Below are 14,212 nucleotides of genomic sequence, written 5' to 3' on the forward strand. Positions count from 1 at the left end.
GCGCTGCTCCTTCTTTTTATATTCAGGAGGGAATTTACGTGCGTGTACCTAGTTATATCGAAGATTTAGATGGGTGGTTAAGTCAAATGAAACACGGGACGAGACTCGATGTTGCGGTTCGCTTCGCTGAGACGGATGCCTACGGTCATATGAACAATCGAGTCCCGTTCGTCTATTTTGAGGATGTCCGGACGTTGATGCTTGAAGAGACAGGCTACTCGTTAGCAGATGACGGAATCGTCGTCGTCGCGGATGCGCAGTGTAACTACATCCGCCAAGTTTATCCACGGACGCGGCTTGCAGTCTACGCCTATCCTGTTCAAGTCGGAAAAGCCTCGTGTGACGTCCATTACGCGGCATTCGATGACGAAGAGCAACTGATGTTTATGGGACGAACGTCGATGGTACAAATCGATCGTGCTGGGAATGCTTTTCCATGGGATAAAGCCTATAAAAATTCCTTGCAGAATCGATTCGAATCCGTTATCATTTGATAATGAGTTCACATATTCGAAAACGACTCACTAGTACGTTATTAGTGGAGGGAGATTTCTTAATCATGGAAAAAACATTCAAAGTCATCGCAGATTCAGGCATTCATGCTCGTCCTGCAACACAACTTGTCAACACAGCTTCAAAATTCCAATCAGATATCAACTTGGAGTACAACGGAAAGACTGTTAACCTTAAGTCGATCATGGGTGTACTTTCACTCGGTATCGCTAAAGATTCAGACATCAAAATCGTTGCAAACGGTGACGATGCTTCTGAAGCAATCACGACTCTTTCAGACATGCTGACAAGCGAAGGTCTTGCTCAGTAATCCTTTTATCTACATTCTCGGACGCCGGTCTTGCACCGTCGTCCTTTTTTGTTACCATAGAGGATAGGAAGGTGAGATATGACGTGAACAAACCAATTGGAGTATTAGATTCTGGGGTCGGCGGCTTGACGGTCGCGCGTGAGCTGATGCGGCAGCTTCCTCATGAACAAATCATATATGTCGGGGATACATTACGCTGTCCCTATGGACCACGACCGGAAGAAGAAATCCGGCAATTTACATGGGAGATGATTGATTATCTTGTCGCGCAGGATGTCAAACTGATTGTCATCGCCTGTAATACAGCGACGGCAGTCGTCCTGAAAGAAGCACGGGAAAAATTGACGATTCCAGTCATTGGCGTCATCGACCCAGGAGCACGGGCGGCAGTCAAGGTAACGCGATCGAAACGAATCGGTGTCATCGGGACGAAGATGACGGTCGAGAGCAATTCTTATGAAAAGGCATTACGACATGTCGAAGGGCAAGTTGTTGTCGAATCACTTGCATGTCCGCCGTTCGTCCCGCTCGTCGAGTCCTCACAGACGACAGGTGCTTACGTCGAACGTGTCGTCGCCAATACATTACGTCCATTGCTTTCGTACGACATGGACACGTTGATTTTAGGGTGTACCCATTATCCGCTGCTCGCAGATGTCATTGGACGAGTCATCGGACCAGACGTCCAATTGATTTCTTCAGGAGACGAGACGGCGCTCGAAGTCGCGGCTCTCCTCGATTACAATGGAATTGCAGCAGGAAATGATTTTATACCGGAACATGTGTATCATGCGACAGGTGACACGCGTTCCTTTGAACGGATCGCGACCGATTGGTTGAGTCAACCAATCCAAGCAAAACGATTAGTACTCGGAACGGAGGAAACGACATGAGAATCGATCAACGAGAATCTACGATGATGCGAGCGATTGCGTTTGAGACGAACGTGAATAAACATGCGGAAGGTTCCATCATGATCGCAGTCGGAGACACGCGGGTCATGTGTACGGCAACGGTCGAAGAGAAAGTCCCACCCTTTTTACGGGGGAAACGTCATGGCTGGATCAATGCGGAATATGCAATGTTACCACGTGCGACGGCGCAACGGACAGCGCGCGAGTCGGTCCGTGGTAAACAGACAGGTCGGACGATGGAAATCCAGCGTTTGATCAGTCGGGCGTTACGTGCTGTCGTCGACTTAGAAAAACTAGGTGAACGAACGGTCTGGATTGATTGTGATGTCATTCAGGCGGATGGCGGAACGAGAACGGCTGCGATCACAGGCGGTTTTCTTGCCCTCGTCCTCGCAGTAGACGGTCTGATTCAAAGCGGGAAACTGACGGATACACCAATCAAAGAAGGAATCGCAGCCGTCTCGATTGGAAAGGTCGGTCAAGAGCTGCTCCTTGATCTCTGTTATGAAGAGGATGCTGCAGCCGATGTTGATTTAAACTTAGTCATGACCTCTTCCGGGAAAATCGTCGAGATGCAGGCGACAGGTGAAGAGGCGACATTTTCGAAACGGGAAATGCTCGATATGCTCGAACTTGGGGAAAAGGGTATTGAAGAACTCCTGCGTGCCGGTCAAGACGCATTAGGTGCTTCGTGGTGGTATGTTGGAGAAGAAGTGGGGGAACACCGATGAAAATCATCGTCGCGACCCGCAATGCCGGGAAAGTGAAAGAACTCGAAGTGATGCTCGGGAAACTAGGTTATGACGTATCTTCTCTACTGGATTACGAAGCTGCACCTGAGACGGATGAAACGGGTGTAACTTTTGAAGAAAATGCTGAACTGAAAGCGAAAGAAGCAGCTGCTTACTTCGGTCACGCGGTTCTTGCCGACGACTCGGGACTCGAAGTCGACGCGCTCGACGGGGCGCCTGGTGTCTACTCAGCGCGTTTTGCAGGTCTAGAAAAATCAGATGCAGCGAATAATGCATTGTTGCTCGAGAAATTGGGCAATCGATCAATCGAAGAGCGGACAGCGCGCTTCGTCTGTGCATTGTCACTTGCGAAACCTTCTGGGGAGACGTTGACTGTACGCGGTACGATGGAAGGTCTCATCGGATTCGAAGCGAAAGGTGAGCATGGTTTCGGTTATGATCCTTTGTTCATCGTCCCATCTCGAAATCAAACGGCCGCCGAGTTAACAAAAGATGAGAAAGCGGCGATTAGTCATCGCGGGAATGCGTTGAAAAAACTTGAATTAGCACTGACTACTTTTTTAGGAGAGTGATCAACGATGAAAGCGTTAATCGTTAGTGATAGCCATGGTCTCGAATCGGAACTTCTGACAATCGTCGAACGGCATCCGGAAGCAGAGGTTGCGTATCATTGTGGAGACTCACAGTTGACACGGATGGACGAATCATTATATCCCTATCGTGTCGTTAAAGGGAATTGTGATTATGGTAACGATTTTGCCGATGAGGTACTTGAGCCTTTTGGCACAGTCAATCTATTATGTGTCCATGGTCATCGTCAAGACGTGAAATACAGCCTCGATCAATTAGTCCATCATGCGGATCAAAAAGCAGCACAGGTCGTGTTGTATGGTCATTCGCACGTGGCGAAAGCGGAACAAAAGGATGGTAAACTCTTCATCAATCCGGGTTCGATTCGTATGCCGCGACACCGTCCTGAAAAAACGTATGCGATTTTGACGCTTGAAGAAGATGCGTATTCCGTTGATTTTTACGATCTGACAGGTGAACAGATTAATGCTTTACATTTAGAGGGCACGCTTTAAGAAAAGATTTTTTGTAATGTGATTGACACGAAAGAATTGTTTTAGTATAGTTTATTCGTGTTGACACGTCCCAATAGCTCAGCTGGATAGAGCAACGCCCTTCTAAGGCGTCGGTCGGGGGTTCGAATCCCTCTTGGGACGCTATAATTAAAATAGAGACTGCCCTTACGAGGGCGGTCTCTTTTTTTTATTATGATTTTCGATTATAATCAAGGTATCATGAACTTAAAAAGGGGATGTGGACAATGAGGAAACGAATCGGTGGAATCCTCCTTCTGACAGTTGCTCTAGCTGGTTGTAGCGAAATAACGAATACGGTCGACGACGCAAAACAACAAGTCGTCGAAGTGAAAAATAATGTTGATTATGCAGCGGAACTACAAACGATTGCGAAAGATACATCACGTGTCACGTCAGAGCTCTCGGCTAAGCTCGATCAAGCAGCGGAGAAGGCACGCGAATCGGCAAATCCAGAACAAACACTGGATCAACAAATGGAAAAGCTGAAAAATGATGAGACGGTTCAAAAGTTAGAGAAAGAGCTCGATCAAATCGACGAGCGTCTGTCTAGTCTCGACAGTCCGCCGGCCGAACTAAAGAGTTTGAGTGATAAGTTAAAGCAGTATGTCGATCAATCAGAGTCGATGACACGTCTTCTTGAGACGGACGTCTCGCTCGATACGTTGAATCAGCTTGGAGTCGAACAAGGGCAACGACTGCAAGACGCAATATCTAGTTGGACGGAACGACTCGATCCCTTCACAAAATAAGAATGATTGGTAGAGGAGGAGAGCGCATGAGTGAATCCCGTTGGATGGAACGACCGCTGGAACAGGAACGGATGCGACTCGCACGGATAACGAGGGTCGAGCGAGATGAACGGATGAAGCGACTCGATGACGTGGCGATGAGTGATGACGACATTTTGTATAGGGTATATACGATGCAAGATGCTTTTTCTGAGAGTAAAGAAGAACGAGAACGCTTCATCAAAATAGCGGAATCGTTTTTGACAGTCGAAGGAGTTGAGCAAGTGCTTGCGCTCTTCCTCTTTGAGCATGGACAGGCATACCCGCTTCGTGTCGCGCTTCGGACAGCCTCACCATACTTACCATACGGTCTAGCAGTTAAGTTGGAGGAAGCGGCATCAATGCTTGGACGGCAAACGGAACCAGACAAGGAAGCACGTTCGGACGAATCGTTTTTAACGCGGAAATCGGTCGGAAAGTCGGAAGCGGAATGGATAAACGTTTTTCAAACAGGAACGTACGAACAACAATTCGAGCAGTTACGTGGACTGACGCTTGAAAAGGCGCCTGAATTGAGACGGTATCTTTGCACCTCTTATGCAATCGGTGAGGACGTAAGACAACAAAGTTTGATCGTCCTTCATACGTTATTATCGCAATTAATGACGGATGACTCATGTTTTCCTTTAACGCTTCGAATCGAACGTTTGCAGCTTGACGTGACATTCGATTCCGCCGAGCAGCTACGTAGACGGTTGGAACAACAGCAGGCGCAACTGCTCGGAGTGCAAGAAGTTTTATTTAGCTTAAGACGGCTCGATCCTTTTCGAGCGCTACTAATGTTGTCCTGGCATCAAATGCTCCACCTCAATCAGGAAGTCGATTTATTCGATATGGATCCGGTCGAGATGATTGAAACGCTTGATGCACTCGCTGGAATGACGTTCGAACGTGATGTGCCCGAAAAAGAACTCGGGACACTTGCGCGTGACTTATACGATAGTGCTCATCAGATGTTAGAAGAGGGAAAAGCGTACGAGAAGACGGCGATATAGGAAATGCGAGGAATCCATTCGTTCAACAGTGGTAATGCTCGGAATGGATGTGCTATAATGTGACTTGTTGTACACACATGTACGCTAATTGACAATTTTGGAGGGACTCAGCATGACTGCAAAATGGGAAAAACAATCAGGTAGCCTCGGCGTTCTCACGTATGAAGCGCCTGCTGAAGCATTTGATAAAGCGGTAGACCAAGCGTTCAAGAAAGTCGTTAAGACTTTGAACACACCTGGTTTCCGTAAAGGAAAAATGCCACGCACAATGTTTAACAAAATGTACGGTGAAGAAGCACTTTATCAAGATGCTCTTGATATCTTGTATCAAGATACAATCGAAGGTGCTGTCGTCGAATCAGGTATCGAGCCAATCGCGCTTGAAAACATCGACGTTGAAACACTCGAAAAAGGAAAACCGGTTGAGTTTAAAATCACGTTCGTCATCGAACCTGAAGCAACTCTCGGTGAGTATAAAGGTCTTGAGTACACAGCTGTCGAAACTGACGTCACTGACGAAGATGTCGATGCTGAACTCAAAACAATGCAAGAGCGTGGAGCAGAGCTCGTCGTAAAAGAAGACGGCGTCATCGAAAATGGCGACACAGTCGTATTCGACTTCGCAGGTTTTGATGGGGACAACCAATTCGACGGCGGAACTGCTGAAAACTATTCACTCGTCATCGGTTCAGGAAACTTCATTCCAGGATTCGAAGAGCAAATGGTCGGTCTGAAAACTGGTGAGCAAAAAGATATCGACGTTACTTTCCCAGAAGAGTACCATGAAGCATCACTCGCTGGTAAACCAGTCGTATTCAAAGTAACAATCCACGAAGTTAAAGCACAAGAACTCCCTGAATTGACAGATGAGTTCGCTAAAGAAATGGACGAAGAAGTTTCTTCTCTTGATGAGTTGAAAACAAAAATTCGTACACGTCTTGAAAACACACGTAAACAAGAAGCTGATGCTTCAATGCGTGATGAGTTGGTTGAAGCAGCGACTAAAAACGCGACAGTTGATCTTCCTGCAGTTATGGTCGACAACGAAGTTGAGCGTATGGTCCAAGAATTCACACAACGCATTCAATCACAAGGTATCGAACTCGACATGTACTTCCAGTTAACTGGAACGACAGAAGAAGCGATGCGTACTGAAATGAAAGAACAAGCAGAAGAACGTGTTAAAGCACGTCTCGTTCTGAAACAAATTGTTGCAGATGAAAACATCGAAGTGAACGAAGAAGAAGCGCAAGCTGAACTTCAATCGATGTCTGAACTCTACAACATCCCTGCTGATCAACTTGAAACGATGCTCGCGCCACAAGGTGGTCTCGACACGCTTAAAGGTGATCTCCAGTTCCGTAAAGCAATCGACGTTCTCGTTGATAATGCTAAAACGAAATAAGTTTTTTAACTGAACTAAACGATTTCAAGACCTATTTCTGGTCTTGAAGTCGTTTTTTTTGTACGATAGGTCAAACAAGGACAAACATTATCAAAATCTTCAAATCAAACTGTAAAACGCTCGTCCAAGATTTGAAAGACTTTCCTTGTTCGTGCTACAATCATTAATAGTAAAACGTGAGATTGGATGCGAAACGTATCTATACAACTTCCACGTTAAAGGGGTGGACCTTTATGTTTAAATTTAACGAAGAGAAAGGTCAGCTAAAATGTTCTTTCTGCGGAAAGACACAAGAGCAAGTGCGCAAACTTGTTGCTGGACCTGGCGTTTACATTTGCGATGAATGTATCGAACTCTGCAATGAAATCGTTGAAGAGGAACTTGGTACAGAAGAAGAAGTCGAACTAAAGAACGTACCAAAACCGCATGAAATTCGTGAGACATTAAATGATTATGTCATCGGTCAAGAGAAAGCGAAAAAGTCTTTGTCTGTCGCAATGTACAATCATTACAAACGAATCAACGCCGGTGGTCGGGCAGATGATGTCGAGCTTTCTAAATCTAACATCGTCATGATTGGACCAACAGGTAGTGGTAAGACACTTCTTGCACAAACAATGGCACGTATCTTAAATGTTCCTTTCGCAATTGCGGATGCGACAAGTTTAACGGAAGCTGGATATGTTGGGGAAGATGTTGAAAACATCCTCTTGAAACTCATTCAAGCTGCTGATTACGATGTCGAGAAAGCAGAAAAAGGAATCATCTATATTGATGAGATTGATAAAATTGCCCGTAAATCTGAAAATCCTTCCATCACACGTGATGTATCAGGGGAAGGGGTGCAACAAGCACTTCTTAAAATCCTAGAAGGAACAGTTGCGAGCGTACCGCCACAAGGTGGACGTAAACATCCACATCAAGAATTCATTCAAATCGATACGACGAATATTCTTTTCATCGTCGGTGGAGCATTTGATGGAATCGATCAATCGATTAAACGTCGTCTTGGTAAAAAAGTCATCGGATTCGGAAATGATTCTGAAAACCGTAACTTTACGCAAAAAGAAATTCTTGCTGCCGCATTACCAGAGGATCTCCAAAAATTCGGACTAATCCCCGAGTTCATCGGTCGTCTGCCAGTCATGGCGACACTCGAACCACTCGATGAGGATGCACTCGTCCAAATCTTGACGAAACCTAAAAATGCGTTAGTCAAACAATATAAAAAAATGCTTCAACTTGATGATGTCGAACTCGACTTCACAGATGAAGGACTAATTGAAATCGCGAAACTCGCAATCAAACGGAAAACCGGTGCACGTGGTTTACGTTCGATCATTGAGGAAACGATGCTTGAAATCATGTTCGAAATACCATCACGTGAAGATATCGCAAAAGTCATCATTACAGCTGAAACGTTGACTGGTAAGCGTGGTCCGACGCTTGAGTTGAAAGATGGTACAATTGAACAAGGTAAAGAAAAAGAAACGGCGTAACACCGTGACAAATCGGCTCGGAGGCTACTTGTACGCCTTTCCGAGCCTTTTTTGTTTAGGAGGAATTTGATGAAGACAAAACAATATCCACTTTTACCACTTCGTGGCGTCGTCGCCTATCCATTAATCGGCTTGACGATTGATGTTGGTCGACCAGTTTCACTAAAAGCATTACTCGCTTCAAAGGAACATGAAATTGATTTGGTCGTCGTGACGCAACGCGACCCAGAAGCAGAACCATCGGTTGACGGACTGCATACAATCGGAACACTTGTCCAAATCGCGAAGATGAGTGAGCTTGGCAATGATACGGTCCGCGTCCGCGTCATCGGTAAGGAACGTGTTCGGATTGAACAAGTCAGTGAAACGGATGAAGGGTATCAAGCAGCCATCGAACCGATTGAGAAAATCGATATCAAAGGTGCAAAACAAGAGGCGCTCGTCCGCTTGATTAAAGAACAATTCGGTCAACTCGTCTCCCGTATCAAAGGCATCGGGACAGACGAACGACGTCGTTTTGAAACGTATGAACGCCTGGATTCTTTGACGGATTACATCACGTCGAAATTGCCGATTGAACTTGCAAAAAAACAAGAATTCCTAGAAGAAAATGATCCGGTCGAGCGGGGCTTGATGTTGCTCGATGTCATGAAGCATGAGTACGAAGTCGTTGAGCTAGAGCGAGAAATGCGGGAACGGACGAAAAAAACGATTGAACAATCCCAACGTGACTATTACCTTCGGGAACAGTTGAAAACGATTCAACAAGAACTCGGAGGGGAAGCAGTTTCTGCTGAAAGTGATGCTGTGAAGTATAAAGAACAGCTAGCGATGCTCGATTTATCAGACACAGCCGTTGCAAACGTTGAAAAAGAAATCAATCGGTTAGCCGTCGTACCGGCGACGAGTCCGGAACATGGTGTCATTCGAAATTACTTGGAATGGTTCTTCTCGCTTCCATGGAATGAGGCGACGGATGATTTCTTGAACGTCGAAGCGGCGTCGGAACAACTCGATGAAGATCACTACGGTCTCGAAAAAGTAAAAGAACGGATTCTCGAGTATTTAGCTGTCCGTCAATTGACGGATTCGTTACGTGGACCGATTCTATGTCTCGCAGGTCCTCCGGGGGTCGGGAAGACTTCACTTGCACGTTCCATCGCTACCGCTCTTGAACGGAAGTTCGTCCGTGTATCGCTTGGTGGTGTACGAGATGAAGCAGAGATCCGCGGCCATCGCCGGACGTATATCGGAGCGATGCCGGGACGAATCATTCGTGGACTGAAACAAGCAGGTACGAACAATCCGGTCTTCCTACTCGACGAAATCGATAAGATGTCGAATGATTTCCGTGGGGATCCATCGTCTGCGATGCTTGAAGTGCTCGATCCTGAGCAAAACAATAGCTTTTCTGATCACTATATCGAAGAACCGTTCGATTTATCGAACGTGTTATTCATCGCAACGGCGAATGATGTCTCGAACATTCCAGGACCTTTACTTGACCGGATGGAATTGATTCAAATCGGTGGTTATACGGAGCAAGAGAAAGCACAAATTGCGGTCCGTCACTTGCTATCGAAACAAATCAAAGAACATGGCTTGAAAAAGAGTCAATTAACAGTCAAACCGGACGCGCTCGAGGAAGTCGTCCGACGGTATACACGAGAAGCCGGTGTCCGGAACTTGGAACGTGTGTTAGGGTCGCTTTGTCGTAAGGCGGCGAAACAAATCGCGATGGGTGAAAAGAAACGTGTCACGGTGACGAAACGGAATTTACCAGACTTCTTAGGGAAACCGATCTACCGGTATGGTCAAGGAGAATTAGAAGATACGATTGGCGCGGTGACCGGTTTAGCGTATACTGCATTTGGGGGCGACACACTGACGATTGAAGTCAGTCTTGCGCCAGGTAAAGGAAAATTGCAATTAACGGGTAAACTTGGTGACGTCATGCAAGAGTCGGCTCAGACAGCATACAGCTTCGTACGAGCGAACGCTGAAGCAGTTGGAATTGACCCGAATTTCTATGAAACACAGGATATTCATATCCACGTACCGGAAGGCGCCGTACCGAAAGATGGCCCGTCAGCTGGGATTACGATTGCGACAGCCTTGATTTCTGCTCTGACGAAACGTCCAGTCCGGCGCGACGTCGGAATGACAGGCGAAATCACGTTACGTGGTCGTGTCTTACCAATCGGTGGTCTAAAAGAGAAATCGCTCGCGGCACATCGTGCAGGATTGACGACGATTTTAATGCCACAAGACAATACGCGCGATATCGATGAGATTCCAGAAACCGTTCGAGATGGGATTCGATTCATTCCGGTCGCTACGATGGACCAAGTACTCGAACATGCATTAAAAGGAGAGTAACATGAAAATTTATAAAGCAGATTTTATTACAAGTGGTGTCAATCCGGAGCATTATCCGGAACCACTTCTTCCTGAAGTTGCACTTGCGGGACGGTCGAACGTCGGAAAGTCGTCGTTCATCAATAAGCTCGTCCAGCGGAAGGCACTCGCACGTACTTCATCAAAACCAGGGAAAACACAAACGTTGAACTTCTTCAATATCAATGATGAGCTCATGTTTGTCGATGTACCCGGATACGGCTACGCGAAAGTTTCGAAAACGGAACGGGAAGCCTGGGGAAAAATGATGGAGAAGTATTTCACGACACGTGAAATACTAAAAGGTGTCGTCTTACTCGTTGACATTCGTCATGAACCATCGGCAGATGATGTCATCATGTACGACTTCTTAAAGTACTATGACTTATCCGTCATCGTCGTCGCGACAAAACTTGATAAAATCAAGCGTGGTCAGCGGGATAAACAAATCGCAGCCATCAAGCGGAAACTGCAATTTGATGGTCAAGATACATTCATTCCGTTTTCTTCAGAAACGGGCGAAGGTGTCGATGCGGCATGGGAAGCGATTTATGCTCATTTGTAAGAGGTACAACTGATTGAAGGTAAAAGGCAATGTTCACAAGATGAACATTGCCTTTTAATTTATTATTTCGAAAATAATATAGATAAAAAATAGCGATGTATCTATACTTAATATTGTAAAAAGATAAAGATTATTTCCAGTTCTCTTTTGGACATAGCTTTCATCCAGCGTAAATCTTGATGAAAAAGATGAAATAATAACAAATTAATGGAATAGCAGCTTTAAAAAATATGCTATACCGGAATTGAAAACTGTAGGAGGCTTATTCGTGGACTTACTTCGAAACAAATGGTTTAAAGCATTACTTTGGATACTAACGATTTTCTTAGTCATCTGGGTCGGGACGAAAATCTCGTTTTTATTCCAACCGATTAAAGTGATGCTTGCGTTAATTTTCCCACCACTTATCATTGCAGGAATTTTTTATTACTTTACGCTTGGAATCGTTGATGCCTTACAAAAACGTGTCAAAAAACGTGGACTTGCCGTCCTGATTGTTTTACTCGCTTTTGTCGGGATTTTGACGCTTATCATTACGTTGATCGGTCCAATCCTCGTCAAACAGGTGACGGAGTTTGTCACGAGCATCCCGAATCTTGTCGTAGAACTACGTGATCAAACGTTGAATCTACGCGATCAATTGATGGACAATCGTTTTATTTCAAATTGGGTTCAACACAATACGGAATTGTTTGACGAGTGGACGAATGAAGCGACGTCATATATCGGAACGCTCTTCAAGTCCGTTTCGGCATCTGTCGGAACCATTTTCGGTGTCATCTCTTCGACGGTTCTAATCGTCGTGCTCGTTCCGTTCATTCTCGTCTACATGCTGCTTGACGGGTACAAGTTTCCTGACTCGGTCGTTAAACTTTTACCGAAAGGCTATGAGGCAGAAACACGTAACATCTTACATGACATGCACGTGACGGTTAAGCACTACGTCAATGGTCAAGTCATCGTTTCACTCTGCGTCGGATTGATGTCGTTAATCGGTTTCTTCATCTCAGATATTCAATACGCTTTGTTACTCGCATTATTTTGTACGGTGACGAACATCATTCCGTATCTTGGACCATATATCGGGGCTGTTCCTGCTGTCATCGTCGGATTCATCGATGATCCGATCAAGGCGCTTTATGCAATCATCACGATCGTTATCGCACAACAGATTGAATCGAATTTGATTTCTCCGTATGTTCAAGGGAAAACGTTAAAAGTGCATCCGTTGACGATCATCATCGTCTTGCTCGTCGCCGGTAAAATCGCCGGTATCATCGGCGTCATTTTGGCTGTTCCGACATATGCTGTCTCCAAAGTCGTCATCCAGAACATTGCTCGTATTTATCGTTTACGTCAGCAACAGTTCGACTTGCAGACCGAGAGCTCGACAATCATTACCGATTCTTCCAAATCCTAACGATAAGCCCTCTGCTGAAACATTCGAGCAGAGGGTTTGTGATTTATCCGAGAGAGGGATAGGATGAAAGAATACTTTTCACAACTTTGACTCATTTTAGTTTATAAATTGATTGGAATCTTTTTTATAATGGTTATAATGTAGAGTAGAGAACAAAAGATAGAGGAGAATGAAATCTTTAGACGTAAGGGGTAGAGCGCATGCATATCGTAGTTGTCGGTTTAAATAATAAGACGGCGCCTGTATCAATACGCGAACAAGTCTCATTTGGGGAACATGAGATGAAGGGAGCGGTCGTGGCGTTACGAGATGAAAAGAGTATTTTCGAGAGCGTCATCGTGTCGACTTGTAACCGGACCGAATTATATGTCGTGACGGATCAACCACACACAGGACGCTACTATACAAAACGTTTTCTTGCGAACTGGTTCGGTTTGACGATGGAAGAACTTGAACCGTATTTATTCATCCATGAAGGGTTTGATGCGATGAAGCACTTGTTCCGAGTGACGAGTGGTCTCGATTCGATGATCGTCGGGGAAACGCAAATTTTAGGTCAAGTGAAGACAAGTTTCTTTACAGCGCAAAAATTAGAAACGACGGGAACGGTCTTCAACAAACTATTTAAGGAAGCGGTAACGCTTGCGAAACGTGCCCATGCTGAAACAGGAATCGGGGAGAGTGCCGTTTCTGTCAGTGCTGCTGCCGTGACACTTGCAGAACAATTGCTCGGTTCTCTTGAAGATAAATCAATTGTCGTCATCGGTGCCGGTGAGACAGGTGAATTGACGACGTTGAACTTGTATGAGGCCGGTGCGCGAGATATCACGGTCTTTAACCGAACGCTTGCGAAAGCAGAAGAAGTTGCGAATCGTTTCGAAGGGTCTGCACATTCGATTAACGAAATGCAATGTGGTCTTCTTCGCGCTGATATCGTCATTTCTTCTACCGGTGCCAAACGGGCGATCATCAAGCGGGAAGATATCGCCGCTGCTCAACTGTTCCGCAGTGACCGTCCCTTCCTGTTGATCGACATTGCGGTACCACGTGATATCGAGCCGACAGCGGGTGACTTACCTGGTGTTCATTTATATGACGTCGATGATTTAACATCAATCGTCCAACAGAACATGGCGGAACGGATGAAAGAAGCGGCTAAAATCGAGTTACGGATTGAAGCTGCCATCGCTGAGTTTGAAGGATGGATGACGACGCTTGGTGTCGTTCCAATCATTACGGAACTGCGCGATCAATCGCTTAAAATTCAGCAAGAGACGATGCAAAGCCTCGAACGGAAACTGCCGGACATGTCGGCCCGTGAAAAAGCCGTCATCGGAAAACACATGAAATCAATTATCAATCAATTATTACGTGAACCGCTCTCATACATTAAAGATGCCGCGGCAAAACCAGATGCAGAACAACGCATTGCACAGTTCATGGACACCTTTGCACTCGATGAAGAACTGTTTGATTCGTCGGTCGAAGACGTCGTGTTACAAGACGAAACTTCTGAACCACGCAAAGCTGTGAATCGGTGAACAAAGC

At 45.6% G+C, this 14,212-nt stretch carries 14 protein-coding genes and 1 tRNA gene; all 15 read left to right on the forward strand.

What is annotated here, in order from left to right; genetic code table 11:
• Positions 1-38 precede the first annotated feature (38 nt).
• The 15 genes from KNP98_RS02360 to hemA all read left to right on the forward strand — a co-directional run bounded on the left by KNP98_RS02360 (position 39) and on the right by hemA (position 14,205).
• Positions 39-494, forward strand: a complete 456-nt coding sequence (locus tag KNP98_RS02360; protein WP_214810629.1) for an acyl-CoA thioesterase — start codon at positions 39-41, stop codon at positions 492-494.
• A 65-nt stretch (positions 495-559) separates the two neighbouring features.
• Positions 560-823, forward strand: a complete 264-nt coding sequence (locus KNP98_RS02365) for a phosphocarrier protein HPr (RefSeq protein ID WP_012371023.1) — start codon at positions 560-562, stop codon at positions 821-823.
• Between the two features lie 83 nt (positions 824-906).
• Positions 907-1,716 (forward strand): glutamate racemase, encoded by an 810-nt coding sequence (gene racE / locus KNP98_RS02370; protein ID WP_214766522.1) that lies wholly within the window; start codon positions 907-909, stop codon positions 1,714-1,716.
• Positions 1,713-2,468, forward strand: coding sequence for a ribonuclease PH (gene rph, locus KNP98_RS02375; RefSeq protein ID WP_214810630.1), 756 nt, complete (start codon positions 1,713-1,715; stop codon positions 2,466-2,468). Before racE ends, rph begins: the two co-directional genes overlap by 4 nt.
• Positions 2,465-3,061: an XTP/dITP diphosphatase gene (locus tag KNP98_RS02380; RefSeq protein ID WP_214802118.1), complete on the forward strand. Its 597-nt coding sequence runs from the start codon at positions 2,465-2,467 to the stop codon at positions 3,059-3,061. The genes rph and KNP98_RS02380 overlap by 4 nt, the downstream gene beginning before the upstream one ends.
• A gap of 6 nt (positions 3,062-3,067) precedes the next feature.
• Positions 3,068-3,574 carry a metallophosphoesterase family protein gene (locus KNP98_RS02385; RefSeq protein ID WP_214766516.1) on the forward strand — a complete coding sequence of 169 codons (507 nt, stop codon included), beginning with the start codon at positions 3,068-3,070 and terminating at the stop codon, positions 3,572-3,574.
• A gap of 67 nt (positions 3,575-3,641) precedes the next feature.
• Positions 3,642-3,715: transfer RNA gene (locus KNP98_RS02390), tRNA-Arg, on the forward strand.
• A 104-nt stretch (positions 3,716-3,819) separates the two neighbouring features.
• Entirely contained in the window at positions 3,820-4,344 is a 525-nt protein-coding gene (locus tag KNP98_RS02395) for a hypothetical protein (RefSeq protein WP_235195165.1), read from the forward strand.
• 26 nt (positions 4,345-4,370) lie between these two features.
• Complete coding sequence (locus KNP98_RS02400; protein WP_214810631.1) at positions 4,371-5,378, forward strand: hypothetical protein; 1,008 nt, start codon at positions 4,371-4,373, stop codon at positions 5,376-5,378.
• Between the two features lie 112 nt (positions 5,379-5,490).
• On the forward strand, positions 5,491-6,783 hold the full coding sequence (gene tig, locus KNP98_RS02405) for a trigger factor (RefSeq protein WP_088837559.1): 1,293 nt from the start codon (positions 5,491-5,493) through the stop codon (positions 6,781-6,783).
• A 233-nt stretch (positions 6,784-7,016) separates the two neighbouring features.
• Positions 7,017-8,282, forward strand: a complete 1,266-nt coding sequence (gene clpX, locus KNP98_RS02410; protein ID WP_088837558.1) for an ATP-dependent protease ATP-binding subunit ClpX — start codon at positions 7,017-7,019, stop codon at positions 8,280-8,282.
• A 69-nt stretch (positions 8,283-8,351) separates the two neighbouring features.
• Complete coding sequence (lon, locus tag KNP98_RS02415) at positions 8,352-10,661, forward strand: endopeptidase La (protein WP_214810632.1); 2,310 nt, start codon at positions 8,352-8,354, stop codon at positions 10,659-10,661.
• 1 nt (position 10,662) lies between these two features.
• A complete protein-coding gene (gene yihA, locus KNP98_RS02420) occupies positions 10,663-11,244 on the forward strand; it encodes a ribosome biogenesis GTP-binding protein YihA/YsxC (RefSeq protein ID WP_088837556.1) in 582 nt (193 codons plus the stop codon).
• A 268-nt stretch (positions 11,245-11,512) separates the two neighbouring features.
• Positions 11,513-12,664 carry an AI-2E family transporter gene (locus tag KNP98_RS02425; protein WP_214766512.1) on the forward strand — a complete coding sequence of 384 codons (1,152 nt, stop codon included), beginning with the start codon at positions 11,513-11,515 and terminating at the stop codon, positions 12,662-12,664.
• Between the two features lie 200 nt (positions 12,665-12,864).
• On the forward strand, positions 12,865-14,205 hold the full coding sequence (hemA, locus tag KNP98_RS02430; protein ID WP_088837554.1) for a glutamyl-tRNA reductase: 1,341 nt from the start codon (positions 12,865-12,867) through the stop codon (positions 14,203-14,205).
• The last annotated feature ends 7 nt before the right edge of the window (positions 14,206-14,212 follow it).

The organism is Exiguobacterium sp. s127 (genome assembly GCF_018618695.1).
Taxonomy (GTDB): domain Bacteria; phylum Bacillota; class Bacilli; order Exiguobacteriales; family Exiguobacteriaceae; genus Exiguobacterium_A; species Exiguobacterium_A oxidotolerans.